25 protein-coding genes are annotated in these 26310 nt (G+C 59.9%); 11 read left to right on the top strand and 14 right to left on the bottom strand.

The features are described from left to right. The first annotated feature begins 38 nt into the window (after positions 1-38). On the top strand, positions 39-959 hold the full coding sequence (locus ACJ8J1_RS09545) for a sugar ABC transporter substrate-binding protein (RefSeq protein ID WP_033642732.1): 921 nt from the start codon (positions 39-41) through the stop codon (positions 957-959). Positions 960-1096: 137 nt separating this feature from the next. Beyond that, the gene (locus ACJ8J1_RS09540; protein WP_033642733.1) at positions 1097-1861 is read left to right on the top strand and encodes an SDR family oxidoreductase; all 765 of its coding nucleotides are present in this window, start codon (positions 1097-1099) and stop codon (positions 1859-1861) included. 46 nt (positions 1862-1907) lie between these two features. Here ACJ8J1_RS09540 and metQ read toward each other — a convergent pair whose 3' ends face one another. After that, entirely contained in the window at positions 1908-2723 is an 816-nt protein-coding gene (metQ, locus tag ACJ8J1_RS09535; protein WP_015377546.1) for a methionine ABC transporter substrate-binding lipoprotein MetQ, read from the bottom strand. A 236-nt stretch (positions 2724-2959) separates the two neighbouring features. Here metQ and ACJ8J1_RS09530 point away from each other — a divergent pair, with 236 nt between their 5' ends. The 5 genes from ACJ8J1_RS09530 to ACJ8J1_RS09510 all read left to right on the top strand — a co-directional run bounded on the left by ACJ8J1_RS09530 (position 2960) and on the right by ACJ8J1_RS09510 (position 5441). Continuing rightward, a complete protein-coding gene (locus ACJ8J1_RS09530) occupies positions 2960-3478 on the top strand; it encodes a hypothetical protein (protein ID WP_033642734.1) in 519 nt (172 codons plus the stop codon). 147 nt (positions 3479-3625) lie between these two features. Next, positions 3626-4051 (top strand): universal stress protein, encoded by a 426-nt coding sequence (locus tag ACJ8J1_RS09525; protein WP_033642735.1) that lies wholly within the window; start codon positions 3626-3628, stop codon positions 4049-4051. 110 nt (positions 4052-4161) lie between these two features. After that, on the top strand, positions 4162-4476 hold the full coding sequence (locus tag ACJ8J1_RS09520) for an ArsR/SmtB family transcription factor (RefSeq protein WP_033642736.1): 315 nt from the start codon (positions 4162-4164) through the stop codon (positions 4474-4476). Next, on the top strand, positions 4473-4802 hold the full coding sequence (locus tag ACJ8J1_RS09515) for an SRPBCC family protein (protein ID WP_033642738.1): 330 nt from the start codon (positions 4473-4475) through the stop codon (positions 4800-4802). The genes ACJ8J1_RS09520 and ACJ8J1_RS09515 overlap by 4 nt, the downstream gene beginning before the upstream one ends. Positions 4803-4847: 45 nt before the next feature. After that, entirely contained in the window at positions 4848-5441 is a 594-nt protein-coding gene (locus ACJ8J1_RS09510) for an ATP-dependent Clp protease proteolytic subunit (RefSeq protein ID WP_033642740.1), read from the top strand. A 5-nt stretch (positions 5442-5446) separates the two neighbouring features. On the opposite strand, the gene ACJ8J1_RS09505 is transcribed toward ACJ8J1_RS09510, so the two are convergent. From ACJ8J1_RS09505 to ACJ8J1_RS09480, 6 genes are all read right to left on the bottom strand, one after another. Further along, positions 5447-6313, bottom strand: a complete 867-nt coding sequence (locus tag ACJ8J1_RS09505) for a hypothetical protein (protein WP_033642742.1) — start codon at positions 6311-6313, stop codon at positions 5447-5449. Between the two features lie 44 nt (positions 6314-6357). Continuing rightward, a complete protein-coding gene (locus ACJ8J1_RS09500; protein ID WP_033642743.1) occupies positions 6358-7107 on the bottom strand; it encodes a fimbrial biogenesis chaperone in 750 nt (249 codons plus the stop codon). Next, on the bottom strand, positions 7107-8447 hold the full coding sequence (locus tag ACJ8J1_RS09495; protein ID WP_033642744.1) for a fimbrial protein: 1341 nt from the start codon (positions 8445-8447) through the stop codon (positions 7107-7109). Before ACJ8J1_RS09495 ends, ACJ8J1_RS09500 begins: the two co-directional genes overlap by 1 nt. A 27-nt stretch (positions 8448-8474) precedes the next feature. Then, positions 8475-11009: a fimbria/pilus outer membrane usher protein gene (locus ACJ8J1_RS09490; protein ID WP_033642745.1), complete on the bottom strand. Its 2535-nt coding sequence runs from the start codon at positions 11007-11009 to the stop codon at positions 8475-8477. Between the two features lie 20 nt (positions 11010-11029). Then, positions 11030-11752, bottom strand: coding sequence for a fimbrial biogenesis chaperone (locus tag ACJ8J1_RS09485; RefSeq protein WP_033642746.1), 723 nt, complete (start codon positions 11750-11752; stop codon positions 11030-11032). 89 nt (positions 11753-11841) lie between these two features. Then, positions 11842-12375: a fimbrial protein gene (locus tag ACJ8J1_RS09480; protein WP_033642747.1), complete on the bottom strand. Its 534-nt coding sequence runs from the start codon at positions 12373-12375 to the stop codon at positions 11842-11844. A 375-nt stretch (positions 12376-12750) separates the two neighbouring features. Between ACJ8J1_RS09480 and ACJ8J1_RS09475 the strand changes: the two genes are divergently transcribed. Beyond that, the gene (locus ACJ8J1_RS09475; protein WP_228287487.1) at positions 12751-13434 is read left to right on the top strand and encodes a helix-turn-helix transcriptional regulator; all 684 of its coding nucleotides are present in this window, start codon (positions 12751-12753) and stop codon (positions 13432-13434) included. Position 13435: 1 nt separating this feature from the next. Here ACJ8J1_RS09475 and ACJ8J1_RS09470 read toward each other — a convergent pair whose 3' ends face one another. Continuing rightward, positions 13436-13936 (bottom strand): winged helix-turn-helix transcriptional regulator, encoded by a 501-nt coding sequence (locus ACJ8J1_RS09470; protein WP_033642749.1) that lies wholly within the window; start codon positions 13934-13936, stop codon positions 13436-13438. 166 nt (positions 13937-14102) lie between these two features. Between ACJ8J1_RS09470 and ACJ8J1_RS09465 the strand changes: the two genes are divergently transcribed. Next, positions 14103-14531: a tautomerase family protein gene (locus ACJ8J1_RS09465; protein WP_033642750.1), complete on the top strand. Its 429-nt coding sequence runs from the start codon at positions 14103-14105 to the stop codon at positions 14529-14531. A 54-nt stretch (positions 14532-14585) separates the two neighbouring features. Here ACJ8J1_RS09465 and ACJ8J1_RS09460 read toward each other — a convergent pair whose 3' ends face one another. From ACJ8J1_RS09460 to ychF, 4 genes are all read right to left on the bottom strand, one after another. Next, positions 14586-17912, bottom strand: coding sequence for an efflux RND transporter permease subunit (locus ACJ8J1_RS09460; RefSeq protein ID WP_033642751.1), 3327 nt, complete (start codon positions 17910-17912; stop codon positions 14586-14588). Between the two features lie 10 nt (positions 17913-17922). Then, positions 17923-19089 (bottom strand): efflux RND transporter periplasmic adaptor subunit, encoded by a 1167-nt coding sequence (locus ACJ8J1_RS09455; protein WP_229597891.1) that lies wholly within the window; start codon positions 19087-19089, stop codon positions 17923-17925. A 917-nt stretch (positions 19090-20006) separates the two neighbouring features. Next, positions 20007-20591 (bottom strand): TetR/AcrR family transcriptional regulator, encoded by a 585-nt coding sequence (locus ACJ8J1_RS09450; RefSeq protein ID WP_033642752.1) that lies wholly within the window; start codon positions 20589-20591, stop codon positions 20007-20009. A 299-nt stretch (positions 20592-20890) separates the two neighbouring features. Next, complete coding sequence (ychF, locus tag ACJ8J1_RS09445) at positions 20891-21982, bottom strand: redox-regulated ATPase YchF (RefSeq protein ID WP_025302489.1); 1092 nt, start codon at positions 21980-21982, stop codon at positions 20891-20893. A gap of 334 nt (positions 21983-22316) precedes the next feature. On the opposite strand from ychF, the gene ACJ8J1_RS09440 reads away from it, so the two are divergent. After that, entirely contained in the window at positions 22317-23846 is a 1530-nt protein-coding gene (locus ACJ8J1_RS09440) for a SulP family inorganic anion transporter (protein WP_033642753.1), read from the top strand. Between the two features lie 37 nt (positions 23847-23883). Here the strand turns inward: ACJ8J1_RS09440 and pth are convergent, their stop codons facing one another. Beyond that, entirely contained in the window at positions 23884-24474 is a 591-nt protein-coding gene (gene pth, locus ACJ8J1_RS09435; RefSeq protein ID WP_021504829.1) for an aminoacyl-tRNA hydrolase, read from the bottom strand. 301 nt (positions 24475-24775) lie between these two features. Between pth and ychH the strand changes: the two genes are divergently transcribed. Then, positions 24776-25054, top strand: coding sequence for a stress-induced protein YchH (gene ychH / locus ACJ8J1_RS09430; RefSeq protein ID WP_033642754.1), 279 nt, complete (start codon positions 24776-24778; stop codon positions 25052-25054). A gap of 185 nt (positions 25055-25239) precedes the next feature. On the opposite strand, the gene prs is transcribed toward ychH, so the two are convergent. Then, positions 25240-26187 (bottom strand): ribose-phosphate diphosphokinase, encoded by a 948-nt coding sequence (gene prs, locus ACJ8J1_RS09425; protein ID WP_004941061.1) that lies wholly within the window; start codon positions 26185-26187, stop codon positions 25240-25242. Positions 26188-26310: the final 123 nt, after the last annotated feature.

The raw sequence follows: 26310 nt of genomic DNA, 5'->3' as shown, positions 1-26310 counted from the left end.
GTTGGCCGGCGGCGTTTTTTTACCCGGGGGGACACATCATGAACTTTCTGAAAGGGCTGTGGCTGGCGGCGGCGCTGTGCGCTTCCGCGCCGGCATGGGCGCAAACCATCGGCGTATCGATGGCCTATTTCGACCAGAACTTCCTCACCATTATCCGCCAGGCGATCGACAAGGAGGCCAAAGCGCGCGGCATTACAGTGCAGTTTGAGGACGCGCGCGGCGACGTCGGCCGCCAGACCGATCAGGTGCAGAGCTTTATCAGCGCCGGGGTGGACGCGATTATCGTCGATCCGGTCAACTCGGCCAGCACGCCGGTGATGACCAAAATGGTGCAGGCCGCCGGCGTGCCGCTGGTATACGTGAACCGCACGCCGGGCGACGCCAGGCTGCCGCAGGGGGTGGTGTTCGTCGGCTCCGACGAGCGGGAGTCCGGCACGCTGCAGATGGAAGAACTGGCGCGGCTGGCTAACTATCAGGGCAATGTGGCGGTGATGATCGGCAACCTGACCGACGCCGGCGCGCTGCAGCGCACCAAAGACGTGGAGCAGGTGGTGGCCAAATACCCGAAGATGAAGGTGGTGCAGAAACAGAGCGCCAACTATTCACGCAGTGAAGGTATGGACCTGATGATGAACTGGCTGACCAACGGCGAAACGATCGACATCGTCGCCGCCAACAATGACGAGATGGCGATCGGCGCGATCATGGCGCTGCAGCAGGCCGGCAAAGCGGACAAGAACGTGCTGATCGGCGGCATCGACGCCACGCCCGACGGCCTCAAGGCGCTGGCCTCCGGCAAGATGCAGGTCACGGTGTTCCAGGATGCGGTCGGCCAGGGCAAGGCGTCGGTCGATGTGGCGCAGCGCATGATCAACGGCGAAAAGCTTGAGCCGTATTACTGGATCCCGTTCGAGTTGGTGACGCCGGCCAATCAGGAGAAATACGCGGCCAAACCGTGAGTTCGCCGTCGGATCCGCGTTGCCGGGGCGCTGCTTGCAGCGCCTTTTTCATGGCGCCAATTGCATGTCCGCTTGCGGCCAGCGCGGCGCGGGATCTTGCCTCACACTGAGGCTCTTTTACGGTGTGAGGATAAGAGATGAACGCATTGAACGGTAAGGTGGCGGTGATTGGCGGCGCCAGTTCGGGGATCGGGCGGGCGGCGGCGCTGTTGTTCGCCCGGCAGGGGGCGACGCTGGTGCTGGGCGCCCGGCGCGAGCGGCTACTGGCTGAACTGGTGGGGGACATTCGGCGCGAGGGCGGCCGGGCGTTGGCGGTAGCCGGTGACGTGCGCGACGAAGCCTTCGCCGAACGGTTGACGGCGACGGCCGTCGATGAATTCGGCGGGCTGGATATCGCCTTCAACAACGCCGGCACGTTGGGGCCGCTGGGGCCGTCGCTGGCGCTCAGCGCGTCAGAATGGCGCGACGTGCTGGAAACCAACCTGTCCAGCGCTTACTACAGCGCCAAATATCAAATCCCCGCCATGCAGGCGCGCGGCGCGGGCTCGGTGATCTTCACCTCCACGTTCGTCGGCCACACCGCGGCGTTTCCCGGTACGGCGGCCTATGCGGCCAGCAAATCGGGGCTGATCGGCCTGACGCAGGCGCTGGCGGTGGAGTTTGGCGGACACGGCATTCGGGTGAACGCGCTGCTGCCGGGGGGCACCGACACGGCGATGGGGCGGCAGATGAGCAATACCCCGGAAGCATTGGCGCAGGTGGCCCAGCTGCACGCGCTGAAGCGGTTGGCGATGCCGGAGGAGATCGCGCAGGCGGCGCTGTATTTGGCGTCTGACGCTTCCTCGTTCGTCACCGGCACCGCAATGCTGGTGGACGGCGGCGTTTCCATCCAGCGCGGCTGAGGCTGTCATCGCCCGTGGCCAGGCGCCACGGGCCCTACGCGCGGCGTTACCAGCCTTTGACGGCGTCGCCCTTGTAGATTTCGGCGGCGCTGGCCGCCACTTCATCGGTCTGATAGGCCTTGACCAGATCCTTCACTTTCTCGCTGTCTTTGTTGTCGATGCGGCTGGCGAAGATGTTGACGTAAGGCGAGTTTTTGTCCTCGACAAACAGCCCGTCCTTCGCCGGCGACAGACCGATCTGGCTGGAATAGTTGGTGTTGATGATCGCCAGCGTCACCTGCTGGTCGTCCAGCGCGCGCGGCAGCTGCGGCGCTTCAATCTCGACGATTTTCAGCTTTTTCGGGTTGCTGACGATGTCCAGCGCGGTCGGCAGCAGGCCGACGCCGTCTTTCAGCGTAATCAGCCCCTGTTTTTGCAACAGCAGCAGCGAGCGGCCCAGGTTGGTCGGATCGTTCGGCACTGCCACCTGCGCGCCGTCCGGTAGTTGGCTGAGCGCGGTGATTTTCTTCGAATAGCCGGCGATCGGGTAGACGAAGGTGTTGCCTACTGCCGCCAGCTTGTAGCCGCGCTCCTGCATCTGTTTGTCCAGATACGGCTTGTGTTGGAAGGCGTTGACGTCCAGATCGCCGTTGTTCAGCGCTTCGTTCGGCAGCACGTAATCGTTGAAGGTCACCACCTCCACGTCCAGATCGTATTTCTGCTTGGCCACTTTCTGCACCACCGCCCACAGCGACTGATCGATGCCGGCGCTGATGCCGACCTTGATGTGGTGATCGTCCTGTGCGGTCGGGCCGCAGGCGGTCAGCAACAGCGTGCCGGCGGCGGCCAGCGCCAGCGTGAGGTTTTTCAGCGTAAATGTCATTTCCCCAGGGTCCTTGTCAACATTGCCTGCTAATTTAGGCGGGCAGAATAGTGGCAGTGACTGTAGGTAATCGCTGAGCTAAAACAAAATACTGATTCACTATGACTAATAGCGATTGGCTATGAGTAGCCGCCGCCCGGCGCGATGCGGATTGCTTTGACGGCGAATCGGCGGGCTTATTATGATAGCCGCTGGCCCGCGAGGGCAGACTGGGTACTGAAACGAAGGAAAAGACAATGCGATTGAACACTTGGAGCAAGGCGCTGCTGCCGCTGGTGGTGTTGGCCTGCGTCTCGGCGACTCAGGTTCGGGCGGCGGAGAGCGATACCGGGCCGATCCCTAAACAGCTGCTGGGCAACTGGCGCGTCAGCAAAATCGTGCCGACCCAAACCACCGGCTGCTGGGATCAGCAGCAGGCGCAGAGCCTGATCGGCGGCAAGATCAGCTATAAAGCGGATGCGTTCAGCTGGAACGGCACGGCGCTGAAAAGCGAGGGGGCTACCGTCAGCACCGTAGAGGCGCAGGAGTTTGTCGAGGACAACGCCGGCAGCAGTTCCTACATCGATTTCCCGATGCTGGGCATCAGCACGCCGTCGGTCGAGCGCGTGGCCATTCAGCATGCCGATATCGCTATCAAAGGCATCACCGATCAAGGCACCGAAGGGGTGCCCGGCGACAACGTGCTGGTGAAAGACGCCAACACGCTGATCCTGTCGTTGTGCAACGTCTGGTTTGAGGCGCAGCGCGAGAAGTAATTTCTGCCTTCAGCCCCGGCAACGGGGCTTTCCCACCGCATCACCTCCCGCCACGAGTGCCATTTCTGAACTAAAATTAACCATAACGATATGACCCCGGCGTGATATCGGAGCCTCGGCTCTACCGAGTCCATGACAGGAGGCGCTATGTGTTACCACCATATTGTCATCGCCACCGATCTGAGCGATGACGGCAAACGGCTGGTCGAAAAGGGGGCGCTGCTGGCGGAAGCGCTGAAGGCCAAACTCTCGCTGATCTATGTGGACGTTCATTACGACACCTACCACGCGGCGATCGGCTTTTCTGAGCGCAGCGACGACGGCGTGCCGTTCGAAGAGAAGATCCGCAAAGAGCTGGAACCCACCACGCAAAACGTCAATTACCCGATCGCGGAAGTGATTATCGGGCGCGGCGGCTTCGTTGACGAACTGCGCACGGCGATCGTGGATAAAGACATCGATCTGCTGGTGTTCGGCCATCACCACGATCTGTGGAGCAATCTGTTTTCTTCCACCCGCAACGCCATCAACCAGTTGAATATCGACGTGCTGGTGATCCCGATCCGTTCATAAGCGCGATCATGCCTCGTCCATTCACTCCGCGCTGCGGTGCGGAGTTTCTTTTGCAGCAAAAAATGCCTTGCTCGGTTGCATAATACATAAGTGAATACTAATGTGTTTGTATGAACGAAAATGACATCTTCAAGGCGTTGGCCGATCCGACCCGCCGCTGCATCTTCGACAAACTCGCCGCCGGCAGCATGAACGCCAGCGCGCTGCGCGAAGGGCTGACCATCAGCCAGTCGGCGATGTCGCAACACCTGGCGGTGCTGCGCAATGCCGGACTGGTGCGCGAGGCGAAACAGGGGCGCTTCGTCAATTACCAGGTCGACCCGGAGGGGCTGGCGCAGATCGCGCAGTGGCTGGCGAAGTACCGTGCTTACTGGCCGGCGCGCATCGACGCGCTGCAAACCTTGCTGAAGGACATGGATCAATGAACAAACAGGCCGAGTCGCCGCCGCAGGAACGGCTGGTGTTGGAATATTCGCTTGATGCGCCGCCGGAAAAAGTGTGGCGAGCGCTCAGCGTGCCCGAATTGCGCGAGCAGTGGCTGCCGACGGGAGATCTGGCGCAGGCAGAACCGTTGGCCGCCACGCCGGGCGAAGTGGTGAGCTATCGCCTGCGCGACGACCAACCGCCGTTTCTCGAAAGCGTCGTCACCCTGCAGATCGTGCCGGACGCCGGCGGCGGCAGCCTGCTGCGGGTGATCCATCAGCTCGACGCCGCCAACGATGGCCCGACGACGGTAATGCGCGCCGCCTGACGCGTTAAACACCTTTCTCTTTGTTGCCAACCCAGGAGTTCACCGATGCGTGAGAAGATGATGCTCGTCCCGATGGTGGTGGAGCAGACCAGCCGGGGAGAACGTTCCTTTGACATTTACTCGCGCCTGCTGCGCGATCGGATCGTGTTCCTCAACGGCGAAGTCAACGATGACGTGGCCGAAATGCTGTGCGCCCAGCTGCTGTTTCTGGAAGCGGAAAACCCGGAAAAACCGGTCCACCTGTACATCAACTCGCCGGGCGGGGCGATCACCAGCGGGCTGGCGATTTACGACACCATGCAGTATATCCGCGCCCCGGTGCATACGCTGTGCATGGGCACCGCGCGCTCGATGGGGTCGTTCCTGCTGATGGCCGGTGAACCGGGGCACCGCATGGCGCTGCCCAACGCCAGCCTGCATGTGCACCAACCGCTGGGTGGCTTTCAGGGGCAGGCGTCCGACATTCTGATCCAGGCAGAGGAAATGAAACGCACCAAAGACCGGGTGATCCGGCTGTATGCCCAACATTGCGGCCTGAACGAAGAGGAAGTGGAGCGGGTGTTGGATCGCGATCGCTTTATGACCGCCGACGAAGCGGCGGCCTGGGGATTGATCGATCGGGTATTGCGGGCGCGGTAAAGGGCTCAGGAGTGCGTGGCGGATTGTTGCGTTTGCCAAACGTGTTCAAGTCCGAATTCGACCATCGCGAAATAGAGGCTGAAATAGCGCTCCGCCATGATGAAAAACGAACTGTTGAGTTCGATCACCACGTTATTGGTGGTGGTCAGCAGGCCGGATTTTTCCGCCGTATGCAGAATGCGATTCACGTGCGCGCGTGAAACGGAGCAGGACTTGGCGATTTTCGCCGAGGAAAGCAGCAGAAACGGGGAGTCCTGTCGGATGCTTTCGATATGCAGCATCAGCAGCACCATGTGGCCGGCGTCCTTGCTGATAAACAGCCCGGACTGTGGCACCAGATCGATCAGGTAGATCTCCTTGAGCATCAGTTGCCCGTAGGCGGCGAAAAAGGCGGGGAGAAAGTCGGGCGCCGTCAGCAGCGCCGCGATGGGCATCTGTGGCGCCAGCGCCTGATAAGGCCGCGCCATTGAGGCGATCAGCGCCTGAGTTTCCGCCAGCGCGTGCGGCGTAGGCTTATAGCGCAACTGGCGTTTGTCATGCTCGCAGGGTTTGACCTCCAGCCGGCGCCCGACCCGTAAAAAGAACAGAAAGGAATCCAGGGAGTTCTCGCTGATCATATTCTTCCCTTTGAAAAAGGCTTTGATGTCTTTCAGCGCGGCGGCGGGCTGGTGGTAATAAATGGACAGGATGGTGGAGCAGATGATGAACCGGCTGTTCCTGAAAATGATTTTGTAAAACAGCGGATGCTTCTTGTAGGTCTCTCTCAATAATTCCCCGTGTTTGACGATAGCGGTGTGAAACGCCGCTGACTGCCTGATGTTGTTGGCCTGTTTCTCCAGATGAAACTGTAGCTGGAATCTGCTTAGACTCATTTTCCCTATTTCCTGTACTTAAAAAAATGCGCTGCTTTTTATCGTTATGGGTTTGCTGTGTATGGCTTGACGATCTGCTGGCCCTGGTCGTTGATGAGGGTGGCCTGAACGGTGGCCCGAGAAGGGAACTCGGATGCCGAAACGCCGTCGAGGTGATAATCCCGCGAGCTGAATGGCGCGGTCATCATGTCGCTTTCTTGCCGCACCGGGTAATCGCGCCTGTCGGCGTGCACGGCGATGCGCGCGAACGAGAGATAAAACGCCGATCGGTTTTGACAGCGCAGCAGATAACCGTCCGGCGATTTTTGCAGCGTGAATGAGACGGCCTCGGCCGCGTTTTCGGCTTTTCCCTTCAGCGCCCTGGGCCGGTAGAAGATTTTCATCTGGGTGTTCATCGCCAGCGTTACGCGCGACGCCAGCGGCGGCGTGGCCGGCCGGGTGGGCGGGATCTCATACAGGTTAAGCCAGAACACCGACTCTCTGTCGGCGGGCAGGTTCGCGCCGGCAAACAGGATCCGCAGCCCTTTCAGCGCCGAAGGCTGCAGCGCGAATACGCTGGGCAGGGCGACAAACGGCGCGCGAGACAGTTCGGGGGCGGCGTTGACGTCACCGTTATCGACCCAGGTTTGCGCCACGATCGGGTAACCGTTGGTGTTGAGCAGCATCAGGGTTTTTTCCGTCTCGCCCTCGTGAAAGATCACCCGCGTGGCGGAGGCGATGATGCCCGCCTGCGCGCCGATGGAGGCCAGCGCCAGCAGCAGGGCGCATCCCATAATCAGGTATTTCTTTCTCATCATTGCACCTTAACCCAGACGTAGGCCCTGGCATCCACCTTGCCGGCGGTGACGGTTTGCCCGGGCAGCCGGGCGAGCGTGGCGGTGAGCTGGGTGGTGTAGTGGGTAAACCCCGCTGCGGTGCTGCCGCCGCCGCTGGCGCCGTTGAGCACCGGATACCAGCCTGCGTCGCTGCCCTGCGGGCATTGCCCGGCGCTGCAGCGCGCCCAGCCGACAAAGTTCATCGGCGCGCCGTTGCCAGCGTTGGCGAGCGCGATGCCCACGCCGGTGGCGACGCTGCTGTCGGTGCCGTAGCCGCTGGAGAGCAGGTAACTTACGCCGCCGTTGGCGCTGACCAACCCGAGCCGCTGCGCCGCGACATAGCTTTCATACGGCACCTGCAGGCCGAGGGCGGTATTGTTGCTGCTGACGCCGGACACGGCGGCGTTGTCGCATTCGATATTGAGGGTGAACTGCGCCTGTGAGGTTTGCCCGGCGGTCAACTGGCTGACGGAGAGGGTCGGCAGGATCACCAGCGGCGTGACGTTGCGCGCCACGCAGGTGGCGGTATAGGTCAAGGAGGAGATCGGTGCGGTGCCCATGCCCATCGCGTTCCAGCGCCCAGTGCCCCAGGTGGCGTAGTTGGTGGCGGAGTCGCTGCCGATAGGATCCGAGGCGATGCCGGGCCCCTGAAAGGTGACATAGCCGTTCGGCTGCGTGCAGGTATAGTTCGAATTGCCGGTGGTCGAGGCCATACCCACCAGCGGGTTGCCGGCGCTGTAGCCACAGTAGTTGCTGGCGCCCGCGCCCGGCAGCGAACTGATGCGGATCAGGTCGGCACGGATGGCGCTGAAATCTTTCACCCGGATCTGAATTTTGCTGCCGACGGTGGCGTAGCGGGTAATCGGCGCCGACTGCCAGTAACGGGTAAAAACCTTGCCGGAATCCAGATGGGTCAAACGAATGCCGACGTAAGGGAAGTAGGTGGCGTAATAGTTGGGGTTGCCGTCCCTGGCGCCCAGATCGTAATAGCCGCCGACGCGATCGTCGCCGTTGGTGGCGAAGACTTCATAAATTTGCCCAACATCGCCGGCATCGCATTCATACAGCACCTTGTTTGGGTCGGGATAGCGGGTGCCAGAGGTCAGATCGAACACGCTGGTGCCCAGCGGCGTGCCGACGGGCTGCAGATAGGTGCTGGTCAGGTTGACCCGACCCAGCGCCGTGCCCACCCCGCAAGGATCGCAGCCGGAGTCGATCCAGGGGGCGACGCGCGTGCATTGCGCCAGCGCCGCGGGCGCGCCGAACAGCGACAGGGCGAACAGCGCCGGGGCGGCGACCAGATAAGAAATGCGTTTCATCGTCTCTCCTGAGATAAGTTAAACGGGTTAGCGGCACGGAGCGCTGAGCCGCTGAATCGGGCTGTCTTCCGCGGGGGGCAGGCGATAGTGCAGCGTGCACTGCTGGCCGGGCGCGTCGCCCCAGTTCAGCATCAGCGTGCCGGCATTCCGGTCGCTGCGCAGATACACCTGATTGGCCTGGCCAACCATGCCTACGCTGTTGCCCGCGTTGTCCAACACGTTGGCGCCCATCGGGATCGGCGCGTTGTCGGGACGCTGTGCGGTAATCAGCAGCGCCTGGCCGCGCACGGTGTTGAAGCGCAGGCGCACCGTGGCGCCGGCGTACGGGGCGACGCGTTGCTGGCCGTCCTCCAGTTCCGCTTTATCATTCATGCCCTCGGGGTTCAGCGCGACGGTGTTGTAGTGATAGGGCACCAGCGCCGGCGCCAGCGCATAGCCGAAGCGATCGACGCGCGCGCCTTGGCCGCCCATCACCTGCGCGCCGTTGGCGCCGGGCGCCTCTATCAGGGCGAAGGTGTCACCGACATACGGCCCTAATGTCACGCCGCCGCGGTGCGCCACCACCGCGCCCTGCAGCGACAGTGAGCCTTGTCGATACTGGCGCGCGGTGGAGAACGAGCCGGTGACGTTGGCGTAAGGCAGGCGGGTTTGCAGGTTGCCGCCCCAGATGCTTTGTTGGCGATCGTCGTCGGTGGTGAAGTTCAGGCCGTAGCTGACCGGCTGTTCGTCGCCGACGCTGCCCGACAGCGCAGCCTGATAGTTGCCGCCCTGACCCTGGCTGTGGTTGGCCAGCAGCGAGACGCTGGGGGCGGATGACGAACGCCCGAGCGGGAAGCTGAGCGACAGGGCGGTGACGGTTTGCGTGTTCTGCGCCAGCGGCGCGCTGTAGACGTTATCCAACGGCCCGTAGCCGCGATAGTCGCCGTTGCTGTAGCCCAGGCTGCGGGTGCGGGTGACGGAGAGGTTAAGTGCCACGCCGTTGCCGAAGGTTTTCCCCCAGCCCAGCTGGAGCTGATTGTCGCGGCCGCGCTGATCGCGGTAGTCCTGGGTCGAGCCGGACATCGTCAAGCTGCCGAACGCGCCCATGCCCTGATTGACGGCCACCTCGAAACGCGAACGCTGGCGGTAGGAGTCGGACTGCCAGCGTTGGCCGGTGACGGCGGCGCGCCGCACGCCGAGCACGTCGCTGAGATCGCGGAAGCCTTCGGTGGAGTAACGGTAGCCGGCGATGGATAAGGTGGTGTCCGTCGGGCTGAAGGTTCGGCTGTAAGAGAGATGCAGCATCCAGCCTGAGGCGCCGCCGTCCGGCAGGCTGGCGTGGGAATAGGTGGTGTCCATGCCGAAGGCGCCCAGTTCGCTGCTGTACACGCCGCCCAGCATCATCGCCTGATAGCCGTCCGCCAGCTGGTTGCCGACGTTGAAGGTCAGGGCGTTGGTCAGACCGTGCTGCCAGGTCACTTCGCTGAACAGATCGTTGTCGCCGACGTAGCGGGAACGGCCGACGATGGCGGAGTAGCGCGACTGGCCGGGGCGGATGGATTCCGGCACCGCGGCGAACGGCACGGTGAAGGTACTGACGCTGCCGTCGGCTTCCGTCACCACCACGGTGAGATCGCCGGCGTAGTTGGTGGCGTACAGATCGTTGATGGCGAACGGCCCCGGCGCGACGGTGGTTTCATACAGCGTGCTTTTGCCCTGCAGCACCGTCACGCGCGCGTTGCTTTTCGCCACGCCGCGTACCACCGGCGCATAGCCGCGCTGCGAATCCGGCAGCATGCGGTCGTCCGAACTGAGCTGAATACCGCGAAATCCCAGGCCGGAGAAGAAGTGCCCGTCGGTAAAGCCTTCGCCCAACAGCATTTCGCTGCGCCAGGGCAAAATTGCGCGCTGGACGTAGCGGCGGCTGGTGTCCAGGTGGCCGCCGAACTCCCGATCGTAGCGGTAGCTGGACTGCTGGCGGTAGCGCCATAGCCCGAGGTTGAACCCGCCGTTCAGGTTGGCGTAGGTCGAGTCGAGATCGCGGGTTTGCCCCTGTCGATAACTGACGTGGTACTGGTTGAGGTTGTAATTGACGAAGGCCATCGATTCGCCGCTGTCCAGGCTGGCGGGATTGACGCTGCCGCGCGGCTGGCCGTTCAACAGCGCCTGCGGAATGCTCAGATCCAGCCGCAGCCGCGAAATGTCCGCGTTCACCGCGATGTCCTTGAGATCCCGACCGGGCAGCAGGCATTCTGCTTCGGCGGCCGCCGGCGGATTTTTCAGCCCGAAGCGCGTCAGCTGCGCGCGATCGAAACAGGGCAGTACCTGCTTGCCATCGCGCACGAAACGAATTTGATCGCGCTCAAGAAACTGGCCGTTGAGGTACAGATCGATCTGATAGCTGCCGGGGGCGACGGCGTCCTGTTGGTTGAATTGACTCAGGGCGCTGTTGCTCAGCACGCTGCCGCGCAGCAGCGCGGGATCGAAGGTGTAGCCATCGGCGGCGGCGCAGCCCAGCGGCAGCGCCAGCAGCGCGCAACACCAGCGTGCGGGAAGCGGCGTCGCCTTGCGAGCATCGAACATGAAAACCTCCCTGTCTGGTTTCAGCGCGCGACGTTCAGGGTGCGTGTGATTTCCACCCCATAGTCATTGATGACGCGCAGCGCGATCTGCCGCACCTCACCGTTCACCGGCCAGCTGGCCTGCGAAAACGGCGGGATCAGGTCCGCCTGCGGGATCGCGGTGCGTTTTGCGCCGCTGAGTATCGCGGCCTGGCTGACGTTGGCGTAGTAGCCGGTCGGGTTATCGACGCGCAGCGCGTTGCCGACCTGGCGCAGGCTGAGCTTATCGATGACGTGATTGGCGTCGCCGGCCAGCCCGGCCGGGCGATAGAACACTTTCAGGCGATTGGTGACCACCAGCAGCAGTTTGTTCTTGTCGCTGTCCGTCTGACGCACGGCGGGCACCTGCAGGAAGTTGAGGTAGAACAGCGATTCGCGATCGCGCGGCAGCGGCTGGCCGACGAACGACAGCCGCACCATCTGCCCGCTGTGCGGATTCATGCGGAAGATTTGCGGCGAGGCGACAAAAGGCGCATCGGCGTTTTCCGGCGTGGACTTGGGGTTATTGATATCGAGCCAGATCTGCATCAGCGCCGGGGCGCCGTCGTCATTGGTGAATTGCAGCGTTTTTTCCCGCGCCTCGGCGGGGTAGATCACGCGATTGCCGAGCAGCGTGACGCTGGCCGACGCGTAGCTGGCGGCAAAACTCATCAGGCAAAACGATAGGGCGGCCCAACGGCGGGCGTAACGGGTTATCTGCTGCATAAACGTGAACCGATAAAGGGAGCGAGTCATTCAGCGCCGTCCGCTAAGGAACGGCGCTGTCATCAACAGGTATGGCGCCTGACGCCGGCTTATCTGTAGGTAATGGCGAACTGGGCGGTGGCGATCACCGAACCGGCCGCTACGCCGGTATCTTCCGCGTAGTAGCGAGCCACCAGGTTCTGCGAGGTGGACGTGGCGTCTTTCGCCAGCGTCATCGCCGACGTGGTGACGGTAGAGCCGCTGGCGAATGACAACGGTGTAGTGGCGTCGCTGTCCAGCAGTTGAATGGAAACCTTGGCCGCATCGCCCGCGTTGCCCAGGTTGCCGTTGGTGGTTGGGTTGTTGCCCGCCAGCACGGTTTTGATCGCCGTATCGCTGGTTGCCGCCGCACAGCCCGTGACGTTAACGGTAAAGGTGGTGTCGCCGGCGGTGGCGCCTTTGGTGGCGAGCTGGCTGGCGGCGACGGTCGGCAGCAGAACAACCGGGTTGGATTGGTTGCCGTTAATATTCACCGAACAGGTTTGCGTGCTGACTTCGCCTTTAAATTGCACCGTATTGGACGAGGCGGCCGCACAGGCGCCGGAGAGAGCCAGCATGGATAATGCGACTAATTTAACATTCATGTGAAATGCCCTTTAATTTACTTTAGAGAAAAGCTTTCCTGACAGTAATAATTTACTGACGTGCGGTTGTTGATTAATCATGTTGCGCAATTGTTTTTTAAACGCGTCGGCAAACATGGATTTTCATCCTAACAAACTAAGAATTTTCCCTATAGATATTTTGAATAAGGCAATAAGGTGATGGCTCCTGTTGTTACATTTGCTTTCATTTTCGCTTATATCATACAAAATAGAAAATAGATCTATATCATTGCGTTGCATTTTTATTGAATTGTCAGTTTTTGCGAATGAAATAATTTGAAACATTCATGCCTTTTTTGCGTATTAATCAAAGCGCTGGCTGTTGCGTGATTATTTGAAAAACATGTTATCAAGATGTTTTATATCGGTGTGCTTTGCAGGCGAATTACCCCAAAAAAGAGCAGCGACAAGCCGCCTGAGGTGTGGAAGCATACTTTTACGCTGATAAGGAGAATTAAAGTGAGAGTGATTTATATCGACGGTTCGCCGCTGTGCCGTTTGGGGATGAAAACATTATTGGGAGAAGGAGTGATAACCTTATCCTCGCCCAATATTAATATTATTAAAAATATAAGCCCTGCGCCTGATTTAATTATCATGGATTTTCCCCATGAAATTTATCGGTTCGAAGCGTATTTGCGATTTATTCACGCCTCACGTGCTGAATATGAAGGCGTCCGGATACTGTTCTTCGTCGATAAGACTTCGCCGCTGATCCTGGCGTTTATCGCGGCGGCGCAGCCGGATGCGATTTTGCACAAACGGGAAGCGCTACAGGTGGTGCGGGAGACCTGCGCGGCGCTGAGCCGCCGGGAAAAGGCGAGCGAACGGCGCGCGCTGAACAGGCATCGGGCGGCGGCGATCACGCCCGGTGAGGCGGCGGTGCTGTGTGAAACGGCCCGTACGGAAGATATCCGCCTGACCGCGCGGCGGCTGAATTTGCACCCGAAAACCGTTTATTCGCACCTCAACAATGCCGGCAAGAAGTTCGGCATCCGCAATCGGGTGGAATTGCTGAAGATGATTGCGCTGCTGTAGATCACAACGAACGGGCTTGGCCGACGGCCAGCCGCCATTGCGTCATTTCGTCGGCGCCCGGCCCGGCCGCCAGCGCCAGGTTTTGCGCCGGCAGCGATTCGCCGGTCACGGCATCCACCGCGCGCAGGGTGGCAGGGTGGCCGGTTACGCGGTCAACCACGCGCAGCGGCGGCCCGGGCAGCTCGGACAGATTCCATTTGTCGCCAATCTGAATCATCGCCATCACCAGCAGCCCGAGATCTTTTCCTTTCTCCGTCGGCAGATACTCATAACGAGCGGGGCGCGTTTGGTATTGCCGCTTTTCGATAAGGCCGTGGCTTTCCAGGGCCTTGAGCCGGTCGGCCAGCGTATTGTTGGTGATGCCGGTCGAGTGGCGCAGATCGTCATAGCGCGAGAGCCCCAGCAGCAGATCGCGCATGAGAATAGCGCCCCAGCGATCGCCCAATGCCGACAGCACGTGCGCCACCGAGCACGTCATGCCTTCAAACCCTTTTGCTTTCACGTTGCTTTACCTCCGCTTGCCGCCTGATTGCCGAGAATGTTATCGCCTCGGCTTGATAACTTCAATAATTGGAGTTATTACTCTTATTATTGGAGTTTGTATTTAACAGCGGATGATGGCCTGAACGCCGGCCCGAAACCCGCGCCTTCACCGAGGAGACAACGTTATGCCACTGTGGCAGATTTACCACCCTGAGCCGGCCTTCAGCGCCGCCGATAAACGCGCGATTGCGCAGAAGGTCACCGCCCTGTACCAAGACTTTTTGCCGCGCTTTTACGTCAACGTGTTCTTCCACGCGCTGCCGCCAGGTTCGGCCTATCTCGGCGGCGAACCGGCCGATGATTTCGTGCGGGTGACCATCGACCATATCGCGCGCGCCATGGACAACGACGCAGAGCAGCAGCAATTCCTGGCGGCCTGCACCCGCATCCTGCACCCCTACATCGCCGCCCGCGGGCTGCGCTGGGAATTGCACGTCGACGAAACGCCATTCTCGCTGTGGACGATAGACGGATTGAAACCCCCGTTGCCGGGGACGGCGGCGGGGGAGAGGTGGCGCAAGGAGAACCGGCCTTCGGCGTGGGAGGGAAGTTGATGGGGGAGCGGCGGCGGCAAAACGCTATTCGCCACCGCGAACCGTTATCAGCGCTTAGCCTTTTCGCTTAAAGACCTTCTGCCGCAGCCAGTGTTTGATCTGGCCCCAATACTCTTTGCCCAGCAGGGCGATGGCAATGACAAACAAGGTTTCACCGACCACAACAAGCGTAGAGACAACGACAATCTTGTAGGGGATGTCGAGGAACGGAATGACAGGAAATGCCAGCCAATACAGCAGAACTACGATAAGCATGGCAAACCCGGCTTTCTTCCTCCCGCTCAGGTTCTTGCTGCGTGCCAGCAGGCTGGGCAACTTGCGCAGCCAGTTTTCAAGATCGTCAATCAGGGTATAAACGACAGGGATAACCAGCAGGCTCAGCACGGTGGAGGTGATCAATCCTCCGATGACGGCCACCGCCATCGGGCTGCGGAAGCTGGGGTCGGCACTGCCGAAACCCAGAGCCACGGGCAACATGCCCGCCCCCATCGCTAACGTCGTCATGATGACGGGGCGGGAACGTTTGTGGCAGGCATCAATCAGCGCCTCTGTCCGGCTCATGGGTTTATTCAGCACTTCGCCATTCGGGTCGTAATGGCCGCGCCGTGACTCGATCGCATAATCGACCAGCAGTATCGAGTTTTTGGTCGCAATCCCCATCAACATGATTAACCCGATCAGGGATGACATCGTGAACGACTGGCCCGCCAGCAGTAACCCAACGAATGCGCCGCCCAATGACAGCGGGAGCGCAGCCAGGATGGTGATCGGTTGGAAGAAGTCTTTGAACAGCAGAACCAGCACGACATAGATGGCCAGGATGCCGGCGACCATAGCCGTGCCGAAACCGGCAAACAGTTCCTTCATCATTTCGTCATCACCCTGCACAACCTGGTGCACGCCGACCGGCAGATTCTGGATTGACGGCAGCTTCGCCACCTGAGCGGCCAGATCCCCGAGTTGGGTGCCCGACAGTTCCACGTCAAGGGTCACGCTGCGTGTGCGATTGATGCGATTAATCTGCGCCGGCCCACTGCCTTGCTCAATATTGACGATCTGATTGAGCAGCACCGGGCCTCTGGCGCCGGGTACGGTCAAACGTTCAAGTAGCCCCATATCTTCACGGATGTCCTTTGACAGCTTGACGACGATCGGGATCTGGCGCTGCTCCACGTTGAATTTAGACAGAAACTGATCGTAGTCACCTACAGTTGCAATACGCAAAGTATCGGCAATTGCGACGCCCGATACCCCCAGATCGGCCGCTTTGGCGAAATTGGGTTGCATGAGGATTTCGCTGCGCGCCAGCCCGGCACTGGAGGTAATGTTACCGAGGCCGGGGAGCTGCCGCAGGTCACTTAATACTGAATCGGCCGCCTTAGCCAGCAGCTGAGGATCATCGCCGGCCAACACCAATTGGTATTTTTCACCTGAGCCGCCAAACCCCACTTTGCTGCGAACCCCCGGAAGTGCTGCCATTGCCGTGCGTATCTCGCCTTCGATGACCTGCTTCTTCGGGCGCGCTTGACGCGCATCCAACAACACCGTCAGCGTTGCCATGCGAACGTCGGTTTTCCCATCGGAAGCCATGACATCGCCGCCCGTTGCACCGCCACCGAGGGTGGTATAGATGTTACGGATATGCGGTATGGGCGCCAGGCGATGCCGAGCGAGTTCTGCCATGGCCTGGGTTTGTTCCAGCGTGCTCCCTGGCGGCAGCTCCAACGTCACCTGCGTCTGGGAGTTGTCATCTGCAGGGAAAAAGCCCTGGGGCAGCAGAGGGATAAGCATCAGAGAGCCAATAAAGAATCCGCCGGCCAGCGCCAGGGTGAGCCCGCGGTGCCGCAGCGTCCACCGGCAGGCGCGCAGGTAGATCGCCATCCAGAAAGGATCGCGCTGAGGGCGCGTATGCGGTTTCATCAGGTAGGCGGCCATCATCGGCGTCAGCAAGCGTGCCACAACCAGCGAGGCAAACACCGCCAGCGCCGCCGTCCATCCAAACTGCGTGAAGAATCTTCCGGCAACGCCGGACATGAAGGCCGTCGGCAGGAAAACGGCGATCAAGGCAAACGTCGTGGCGACGACGGCCAGGCCGATTTCCGATGCGGCATCCATCGCGGCCTGGTACGGCGGTTTACCCATGCCGATGTGGCGTTCGATGTTCTCCACTTCGACGATGGCGTCATCCACCAACAGGCCAATCACCAGCGACAGCGCCAGCAGCGTGACGATACTGAGCGAAAAGCCCATCATGTCCATACCGATGAAGGCCGGTAAAATCGACAGAGGCAACGCCGCCGCCGAGATCAACGTCGCCCGGATATCGCGCAGAAACATGAAGACCACCAGGATGGCGAGAATGGCGCCTTCATAGATCATGTGCATGGAAGCGTCGAACTCCTCCTGCACAGGCCGGACAAAGTCGAAGACCTGCGTGATGTGCAAATCAGGCCGCTCCGTGCGCAACTGCGCCAGAACTTTTTCAACCTTGTTGCCGACCTCGACTTCACCGGCGCCTTTGGCGCGCGTGATCTCAAAGCCAACTACCTTCTTGCCGTTGAGGAGCGCAAGTGCACTGCGTTCCGCAATGGTGTCTTTCAGCGTCGCCACGTCGTCCAGGCGAAAACGTTGCCCGCCGGGCAACGACAGTTCCACCGCGGCTAGTTCATCCACGTTCTTGACGCGGGCGACCAAACGCAGCGGCTGTTTTCCCCGCCCCAGATCGACTCGCCCGCCCGTCGCGTCCATCTGTACATCGCGCAACTGGCGGGAAACTTCGGCGGCGGTGGCGCCAATCGCCTCCAGTTTGACCGGATCGAGTTCGACTTGAACCTCGCGGTTCACGCCGCCCACACGGGTGACCGACCCTACGCCGGCGACGCCTCTCAGACGCCGCGACAGGGTATTGTCCACGAACCAGGACAGTTCATTCTCATCCATCTTGCTGGCGCTGATGGAAAAGGCCAGGATAGGTTTGCCCGTGATGTTGAGCTTGCGAACGATAGGATCACGTAAATCCGTCGGCAACTCGGTGCGAATGCTTTGCACGGCTGACCGGACTTCATCCACCGCTTCCTGAACGGGTTTTTCCAGACGAAACTCCGCTGAGATATCGACCAGCCCATCCTGGATCGTGGTGCGCAGGTTCTTCAACCCCTGTACCGAAGAGACGGTGTCCTCCAGCTTGCGCGCCACCTCCGTTTCGAGCTGGGGCGGCGCCGCGCCCGGAAGCGAAGCGGACACGGTGACCGTAGGCACATCCATGTCCGGGAAGCTCTGGATCTTCATCAATTTGAAAGAATAAAAGCCGGCAACGCTCAAGATGACAAAGAGCAAGATAGACGGAATGGGGTTGCGAATGGACCAGGTAGAGATATTCATGATGGGCCTCTTAGCGCGCTTCCGATGACTGGGAAGCATCGGTGGTGTTGGCCAACTGGACTTTATCGCCCTCATTGAGGAATACGCCGCCGCTGGCGACGATGCGTTCCGCGCCTTGAAGACCGGACAGGATCTCCTGCTGGTCATTCACCAGACGGCCTATCGCGACTTTAAGCGGATGTGCACGCAGCTCGTCATCTACGGTGAACACCAGGTGAAAACCGTCGCGCGCCACGACGGCGGATTGCGGCACGGTCAGCCCTTGCCGATCGCCGACCGTAATCAGGCCGCTGGCATACGTGCCGGGCCGAATGGGAGAGGCGTTCTTCGCTGTCGATGGGAGGATGTCCACATAGGCAATCCCGCGGCGCGAGGTCGAATTGACCGTCGGTGCGGCCAGGCGCACGACGCCTTCCCAGGTGTTACCGCCAGGTGAGGCGATCTGCGCTTTTTGCCCCGGTTGGATTTGTTCCAGCTGCTGCGCTGACAATTCCGCTCGCCATTCAAATTTTCCCTGGCGGATCAGACGGAACATCTCGGTGCTTTGCATAGGAACTGAACCGATCGTGGCCGATCGCGCGGAGATGATGCCGTCATCGGGGGCGCGCAATATCGTCTGGTCCAGTCGCAACTGCTGGGCCGACATGCGTGCTTTCGCCGATTCCAGACGCGCCTGCGCCGTCTTTTCCTGGGTTAACAGTTTTTGGATATCCTGTTCACTCAGGCTGCCGACACCGCGCAGCAATCGCGCGCGTTTTCCATCCGCTTGCGCATTCAGAGTGACCGCTTTCGCTTCGTTGAGATCGGCTTTCGCCAGCAGCCAGTCATTCATCACGGAGTCGCGTGTAAATTCCGCCAGCGGTTGGCCCTGGCGCACCACATCCCCTTCCTGCACCAACAGTTTTTGCACGCGCAGCCCATTGGCTTCCGGGCTGATGATCGCCTCTTGCCAGGCCGCAACAGAGCCATTGGCCGTGACGGTGCGGGAAAGGGACTGTCTTGCCGGCGTTGTCAGGGTCACTGTCAGCGTCGGTTTATCTGCCGGTGGGGCAACCTTGTCCGCCGGCGTATCGCAGGCCGATAAGGCGGCGGCAATCGGCATCGCCAGCACGGCTGCATGCAGGCTCCGCAAAGACCAAAAGCGGGGACGCGTGTTTTTAGCTATCAGTTGTGTCATCGGGAGAACCCATAAGGTGAATGATTTGTCGAACCTGTCGCCAGCGGCGCGGCGATGTATTGCTCTGTATTGAATTTCAAACGAATACGGCGCTGTCCTGCAGCGGTTCAGCCTGGCGTTGAATCCTTGTTCGCTCTGACGAAGTGAACAAACGCCGTATCCACTTCCGCACTGTCGATCGCACGCGGCTATGATGCTCAGGCGGTTCAGCCTGCCAATCCGCCGCGCTTTCGCCGGGGTCGGTATCCACGCTCGATAGATCCAACGTCCAGGGAACAGAATGCTTGGTTGTGTGGCGGTTGATCCCGCTTCCATCGGCAGCGGTCTTGCCACGCTCGGCGACTTCCTTCTGAGCAGATTGAGACGCCCGGCGAGGGGGCGTTTGTATCGCCCGTTCGAAGGATTCAGGCAATGGCGCGCTTTGGGTAGAGAACGCGTGTTGTCGCCGGCAGGTACGCGATGCGTAATAGAGGGCCGCAGCCTCTGTCGCAACCAGTTTGCGGGCGTCATTCCATAACGCTTGAACGCACTCCAAATTTGCGCGCGCAACCGACGTTTGTGCTCCGCGCTCATTCTCCAAGTGACTGGGCTTGCCGGCCGGAGCGCGCAAGCGCCGGGCGCCGGATTCATTTCGGGCGGGGGGCCATGCATTCCACACAGACACATGCGCCGAGCCAGGCAGGGAGGCCCGCCATTTTGTTGGAACATGCTGGGTTCCTGACAAACGGTCTGATGCAGGTGCGGTTGCGCAAGCGCAGAGGATCAAAGACACGCTGAGAATAAGAGAAACGAATATGAGTCGGCGGAGCCTTGGATAGGCCCGTGTTCGCAGCATTTTTAGTTTTGAAACGGGTGGCATGATTGTCGTGTCTTTTTAATGCGTGAGTACGCACTCATTATATAATTAAAAAAAGAAGCTAGATGGCTGTATGAGCGTCAGGAAGCTCAATGGCTCGCATCATGGCTTCATAACCTGCGCGTTTGTAAATATCCAGCAGGTGAGGTTTTTGAACGGCCATATCGATAACGCCATTGGCCATTACCGTGCAAATCATGCCCTGAAACTCGCTCGACTGCGGTAAATCCAGCCCCTGGACCAACGGAATACCCAGTTGGGAAATATCACCGAACCGTACGCTTCTTTCCCTCTGTGCGCTGGATAACTTGCCGGAGACCATCAATTTGTTTCCTGTCGCATACGCGGCGGGATTGGCGAGCGCCCAGTCAATGTAGGCATCCCAGGCGGCCTGCATGTTATCTTTACCAGGCGAAACGTCCTGCAAGCTTTGCGTCAGCAGGCACTCCATTTCATCAAGCAGGTAATCGCAGACTGCGCTCAGCAGTACGTCCTTATTTTCAAAGTAGCGGAACAGCGTACCCTCCGAGACGCCAGCCTTCCTGGCGATGGCCGATGTGGGCGCCGCTAATCCTTGTTCGGCAAAAATGTCGGTGGCGGCCTGCAAGAGCGCCTGCTGCTTTTCTTCACTGCGGGGACGGGCCACTTTGCGGCTCCTTTAATAAGTGAGTAAACACTCATTATAAGACTGCAACGGAAGATGACAAGCTTTTTCCTGTAGGACAAAGTATCAACACGAGAGCCATTTTTCGTGCAGCGATGCGGATAATGCCGTCATGAAGGGCGTAATAAAACGTACGGCGAAGATCGTTCAGTGGGAAAGAACCGGGAGGGTGAGACAGCGTCCAGGTTGCCAAAACGCAGGCCCTGGAGACAAAAAAAATCCACGCCGAAGCGTGGATTTTTCCGTTTCCGGCAGCGGAGAAAAGCGCTGCGGAGAGAGGCTTAGACGTTGAACAAGAAGTTCATTACGTCGCCGTCTTTGACGATGTAGTCTTTACCTTCGGAGCGCATTTTGCCGGCTTCTTTGGCGCCTTGCTCACCTTTGTAGGTGATGAAGTCGTCATAGGAGATGGTTTGGGCGCGGATAAAGCCTTTCTCGAAGTCGGTGTGGATCTTGCCGGCCGCCTGCGGGGCGGTGGCGCCCACCGGGATGGTCCAGGCGCGCACTTCTTTCACGCCGGCGGTGAAGTAGGTTTGCAGGTTCAGCAGTTCATAACCGGCGCGGATCACGCGGTTCAGGCCCGGCTCTTCCAGGCCCAGTTCGGCCATGAACTCGTCGCGCTCTTCGTCTTCCAGCTCGGCGATGTCGGATTCCACGGCGGCGCACACGGCAACCACCACGGAGCCTTCGGCGTCGGCGATTTTACGCACGGTGTCCAGGTACGGGTTGTTCTCGAAGCCGTCTTCGTTGACGTTGGCGATGTACATGGTCGGCTTCAGCGTCAGGAAGCTCAGGTATTTGATCGCCGCCTTGTCTTCATCGGTCAGATCCAGTGCGCGCAGCATGCCGGCGTTTTCCAGGTGCGGCAGGCATTTCTCCAGCGCCGCCAGCTCGGCCTTGGCGTCTTTGTCGCCGCCTTTGGCTTTCTTCTGCACGCGGTGGATAGCGCGCTCGCAGGTGTCCAGGTCGGACAGCGCCAGCTCGGTGTTGATCACGTCGATGTCTTCGGCCGGATCGACCTTGTTGTTGACGTGGATGATGTTGTCGTTTTCAAAGCAGCGCACTACGTGGCCGATGGCTTCGGTTTCACGGATGTTGGTCAGGAACTGGTTGCCCAGGCCTTCACCCTTGGACGCGCCTTTCACCAGGCCGGCGATGTCGACGAATTCCATAGTGGTCGGCAGAATGCGTTGCGGCTTGACGATCTCGGCCAGCTTATCCAGACGCGGATCGGGCATCGGCACCACACCGGTGTTCGGTTCAATGGTGCAGAACGGGAAGTTGGCTGCTTCAATGCCCGCTTTGGTCAACGCGTTGAACAGGGTGGATTTGCCTACGTTAGGCAGGCCGACGATACCGCATTTGAATCCCATGTTGTAATCACCTTAAATATCTTAACTATCAGCTGGTTAGGTTTAACCGGCTGCATAAAGGGCAAAATAATGCCGCCATTATACACGTAATGGGCGTTTATCTCGATCAGACTTGCTTGGCCGGGGCGAGTGCCGTGCGGGCGACCGGTTTTTGATTGAGATTTGGATCACATTTACCCATACTGGCCGTTCCGATTAACCGACAGGAAACGCGCCGGATGTATTTCTTGCCTACGCCACCCTGAGCTGTGCCCGCCTGCAGTCTGCCGCGCCTTGCGGTACCCCATACCCGCTACGCGGGGAGATGATGTCATCTGTCATAAGTGAATAATGCATGTTTAACCTGAGTAACGTCAGGATCGCGGACGTTAAAAATGAAGTCCTGGCGGGCTTTGTGGTGGCGGTTTCGATGATCCCCGAGGCGGTCGGCTTTTCGCTGGTCGCCGGTCTTTCGCCGATCGTCGGTTTGCATACCGCGTTTATTATCGGCCTGGTCACGGCGCTGTTCGGCGGCAAGCCGGGCATGGTTTCCGGCGCCGCAGGTTCCATTGTGGTGGTGCTGATGAGCCTGGCGGCGCAGTACGGCATGGGTTACGTGCTGTGGGCCACGCTGTTTGCCGGGGGGATCCAAATCCTGATCGGCGCCTTCCGGCTGGGCAAGTTCATTCGTCTGGTGCCGCTGCCGGCGATCCACGGCTTCGTCAACGGCCTGGCGATCGTCATCATGCTGGCGCAGCTGAAGATGATCGCCGGGCAGGGGCCGCTGATGTACGGCCTGGTAGCGCTGGCGATTGCGGTGGTGGTGCTGTTCCCGCGCCTGACCAAAGCCATTCCGTCTTCGCTGGCGGCGCTGCTGGTGGTCTCGGCATTGGCGATCGGCCTCAACCTGCACACGCTGCGGGTGGGCGATCTGGCGGACATTTCCGGCGCGCTGCCACACTTCAGTTTGCCGACGGCGCCGTTTACCCTGGAGATGGTGCGGGTGGTGTTGCCCTATGCGGTGGTGATTGCCTTGGTCGGTTTGATCGAATCGCTGTTGACCATGACGGTGCTGGATGAAATGGGCGGCAAGAAGGGGAACGGTAACCGCGAAAGCATCGCGCAGGGCGCCGGTAACGCGGTGTGCGGCCTGTTCGGCTGTTTCGCCGGCTGCGCGATGATCGGCCAGTCGATCATCAACTTTACCTCGGGTGGGCGCGGGCGCATCTCCGGCATGGTGGGCGCCATCCTGCTGATTTTGTTCGTGGTCAGCCTGTCGCGCTATATCGGCCTGCTGCCGGTGGCGGCGCTGGCCGGGGTCATGCTGGTGGTGTGTTACAACACCTTCGAATGGAGTTCGCTGCGCCGTTTGCGCCGTATGCCGAAGGCAGACGCGCTGGTGATGGTCGCCGTCACGTTGATCACCATCTTTACCGATCTGGCGGTGGCGGTGATTAGCGGGGTGATTATCTCGGCGCTGGTGTTCGCCTGGCAGCAGGCGCGCATCCGCGTGCGCCAGCGGCAGGTGACGGGCGACGTGGCGGTGTATCAACTGGATGGCCCGCTGTTCTTCGGCTCTGCCGCGGCTTTCGCCGAGCTGTTCGAGCCGCAAAGCGATCCGCAGAACGTGGTGCTGGATTTTGCCGGCACCCGGGTGATGGATTCCAGCGGCGTAGAGGCGATAGATAAGCTGACGGCGCGTTATCTGGCGGCCGGGAAAAGCATTCGGCTGCGCCACCTGAGCGGTGACTGCGTGCGCCTGCTCAAGCGCGCCGGGCCGTTTTGCAGCCATGAGCTGGACGATCCGCAGTATTACGTGGCGGAAGAGGGATTCGCCGCCGATGACCGCCGCGTGAGCGAGGAGACCTTCCACCCGCGTGGCTAAAAGCCGGCAGCGGGCAGGGCGCCCGCTGCGGCAAGGTTCAGGCTTGCGCCTTGAAGCTGTGCAGGCGCTGAACGGTTTTTTCCAGCCCGTCCTTCATCAGCATCTCGGTGCAGCGCAGCGATTCGTCGATCGCCTCGTCAATCATCTTCTGCTCGCTGGCAGGCGGCTTGCCGAGCACGAAGCCCACCACCTTGTTCTTGTCGCCCGGATGGCCGATGCCGATGCGCAGGCGGTAGAAGTTCGGGTTGTTGCCGAACTTGTTCTGGATGTCCTTCAGGCCGTTGTGGCCGCCGTTGCCGCCGCCGAGCTTGATTTTGGCCACGCCGGGCGGCAGATCCAGCTCGTCGTGCGCCACCAGGATCTCGCTTGGTTCGATGCGATAGAAGTTGGCCATCGCCAGCACCGCTTTGCCGCTCAGGTTCATGAAGGTGGTCGGCACCAGCAGGCGCACGTCGTTGCCCGCCAGGTTCAAACGGGCGGTGTAGCCAAAGAACTTGCTCTCTTCTTTCAACTGCTGATTGTGGCGCTGGGCCAGCAGATCGACGTACCAGGCGCCGGCGTTGTGGCGCGTCTGGGCGTATTCCGCGCCCGGATTGGCCAGGCCGACTATCAATTTAATACTGCTCACTGGGAGATTCGCTATGATCAGGGTGATGGAAAGGGTCTTAGTCTACCTGTCGGGGCGGTGAATGACAAAATCCGATCTCCGCCGTCGTCGCAGGTAACAAAGACGAATGATTCATTAGCTGAATAATTCAATTTGTCCGCTAATTTTCAGCCGTGTGTTAAGAAGTGTCAATAATTCTTTACCATTTGTGATCGCCTCCGCAATCCCCTTGCCGCAGCAAGGGCTATACTTAACTTATCAAAGTGGGTTAACAAGTTGCAGCGTTATCCCGGTTGGCACATGGCAATCATGGAGGTGGCATATGAAACGTAGAAACGCGGACAGAATGGGCAACTTTTTTATGGGGCTGGGCCTGGTCGTGATGATCGGCGGCGTCGGATACTCCATTCTTGCTGAAGTATCTCAGTTCAATTTACCGCAATTTTTCGCCCACGGCGCCATCATGAGCATCTTCGTCGGCGCGCTGTTGTGGCTGGTGGGCGCGCGTATCGGCGGCCGCGAGCAGGTAGCGGATCGCTACTGGTGGGTAAAACACTTTGATAAACGGTGCCGCAACGATCAACATCGTTCGTCGCATTGATTAAAAAAGCAGAAGGGAAGCAAGAGTGGGGCAAGGGAACATCTGCCGTGCATTAAGGTTTGAGGTCATGTCGGACTACAAGTAGAAAACCCGTTGTTGCTCGCGCACCAACGGGTTTTTCTTTTTCTGCTGTCGGGCTCGCTATCTTTCCGGCGCAGTGGGCGCCGCACCGGAAAGACGACGAATCAATGCTCGAACATCGCAGAGATCGACTCTTCGTTGCTGATGCGGCGGATGGCTTCAGCCAGCATGCCGGACAGGGTCAGAGTGCGAACGTTTTTCAGTGCCTTGATTTCCGGCGACAGCGGAATGGTGTCGCAGACGATCACTTCATCAATCACCGAGTTCTTGATGTTGTCCACGGCGTTGCCGGAGAAGATCGGGTGCGTCGCGTAGGCGAATACGCGCTTGGCACCGCGTTCTTTCAACGCTTCAGCCGCTTTACACAAGGTGCCGCCGGTGTCGATCATGTCGTCGACCAGCACGCAATCGCGGCCTGCCACGTCACCGATGATGTGCATCACCTGAGAAACGTTCGCGCGCGGGCGACGTTTGTCGATGATGGCCATATCGGTGTCGTTCAGCAGTTTGGCGATAGCGCGGGCACGCACCACGCCGCCGATATCCGGAGAAACCACGATCGGGTTTTCCAGATTTTGCTGCAGCATGTCTTCCAGCAGGATCGGGCTGCCGAACACGTTGTCTACCGGTACGTCGAAGAAGCCTTGAATCTGCTCAGCATGCAGATCCACCGTCAGAACGCGGTCAACCCCTACGCTGGAGAGGAAATCGGCGACAACCTTGGCGGTGATTGGCACACGCGCGGAACGCACGCGGCGATCCTGGCGGGCATAGCCGAAGTAAGGGATAACGGCGGTAATACGACCTGCGGAGGCGCGACGCAGGGCGTCGACCATCACAACCAGTTCCATCAGGTTGTCGTTGGTCGGGGCACAGGTGGACTGGATGATGAAAATATCACCGCCGCGTACATTTTCGTTGATTTGCACGCTCACTTCGCCGTCGCTAAAACGACCTACAGCGGCGTCACCAAGGCTGGTGTACAAACGGTTGGCAATACGTTGTGCTAGTTCCGGGGTGGCGTTACCAGCAAAAAGCTTCATATCAGGCACGAGAAGAACCTCAGGCTTGCGTCCAGAGAAGATATTGTCATGCGACATCGCCAAGGGGCAGTCGGCGACGCCGGCGCAATATACATACGGGTATGTAAAACTAAAATTGAGACCGCAGGCAGC

The organism is Serratia sp. CY37869, assembly GCF_052168895.1.
Taxonomy (GTDB): Bacteria; Pseudomonadota; Gammaproteobacteria; order Enterobacterales; family Enterobacteriaceae; genus Serratia; species Serratia ureilytica.
Note: the sequence above shows the minus strand (reverse complement) of the source record. Positions and strands in the feature narration are given on the sequence as shown.

Coding starts and splice junctions, on each gene's coding strand:
- ACJ8J1_RS09510 (WP_033642740.1), top strand. CDS start 4,848: ATGCGTGAGAAGATGATGCTCGTCCCGATGGTGGTGGAGCAGACCAGC.
- ACJ8J1_RS09465 (WP_033642750.1), top strand. CDS start 14,103: ATGCCACTGTGGCAGATTTACCACCCTGAGCCGGCCTTCAGCGCCGCC.
- ACJ8J1_RS09440 (WP_033642753.1), top strand. CDS start 22,317: ATGTTTAACCTGAGTAACGTCAGGATCGCGGACGTTAAAAATGAAGTC.
- ychF (WP_025302489.1), bottom strand. CDS start 21,982: ATGGGATTCAAATGCGGTATCGTCGGCCTGCCTAACGTAGGCAAATCC.
- ACJ8J1_RS09545 (WP_033642732.1), top strand. CDS start 39: ATGAACTTTCTGAAAGGGCTGTGGCTGGCGGCGGCGCTGTGCGCTTCC.
- ACJ8J1_RS09490 (WP_033642745.1), bottom strand. CDS start 11,009: ATGTTCGATGCTCGCAAGGCGACGCCGCTTCCCGCACGCTGGTGTTGC.
- ACJ8J1_RS09525 (WP_033642735.1), top strand. CDS start 3,626: ATGTGTTACCACCATATTGTCATCGCCACCGATCTGAGCGATGACGGC.
- ACJ8J1_RS09485 (WP_033642746.1), bottom strand. CDS start 11,752: ATGCAGCAGATAACCCGTTACGCCCGCCGTTGGGCCGCCCTATCGTTT.
- ACJ8J1_RS09500 (WP_033642743.1), bottom strand. CDS start 7,107: ATGAGAAAGAAATACCTGATTATGGGATGCGCCCTGCTGCTGGCGCTG.
- ACJ8J1_RS09505 (WP_033642742.1), bottom strand. CDS start 6,313: ATGAGTCTAAGCAGATTCCAGCTACAGTTTCATCTGGAGAAACAGGCC.
- ACJ8J1_RS09480 (WP_033642747.1), bottom strand. CDS start 12,375: ATGAATGTTAAATTAGTCGCATTATCCATGCTGGCTCTCTCCGGCGCC.
- ACJ8J1_RS09520 (WP_033642736.1), top strand. CDS start 4,162: ATGAACGAAAATGACATCTTCAAGGCGTTGGCCGATCCGACCCGCCGC.
- ACJ8J1_RS09515 (WP_033642738.1), top strand. CDS start 4,473: ATGAACAAACAGGCCGAGTCGCCGCCGCAGGAACGGCTGGTGTTGGAA.
- ychH (WP_033642754.1), top strand. CDS start 24,776: ATGAAACGTAGAAACGCGGACAGAATGGGCAACTTTTTTATGGGGCTG.
- ACJ8J1_RS09475 (WP_228287487.1), top strand. CDS start 12,751: ATGTTTTATATCGGTGTGCTTTGCAGGCGAATTACCCCAAAAAAGAGC.
- ACJ8J1_RS09495 (WP_033642744.1), bottom strand. CDS start 8,447: ATGAAACGCATTTCTTATCTGGTCGCCGCCCCGGCGCTGTTCGCCCTG.
- metQ (WP_015377546.1), bottom strand. CDS start 2,723: ATGACATTTACGCTGAAAAACCTCACGCTGGCGCTGGCCGCCGCCGGC.
- ACJ8J1_RS09530 (WP_033642734.1), top strand. CDS start 2,960: ATGCGATTGAACACTTGGAGCAAGGCGCTGCTGCCGCTGGTGGTGTTG.
- ACJ8J1_RS09540 (WP_033642733.1), top strand. CDS start 1,097: ATGAACGCATTGAACGGTAAGGTGGCGGTGATTGGCGGCGCCAGTTCG.
- ACJ8J1_RS09460 (WP_033642751.1), bottom strand. CDS start 17,912: ATGAATATCTCTACCTGGTCCATTCGCAACCCCATTCCGTCTATCTTG.
- ACJ8J1_RS09455 (WP_229597891.1), bottom strand. CDS start 19,089: ATGACACAACTGATAGCTAAAAACACGCGTCCCCGCTTTTGGTCTTTG.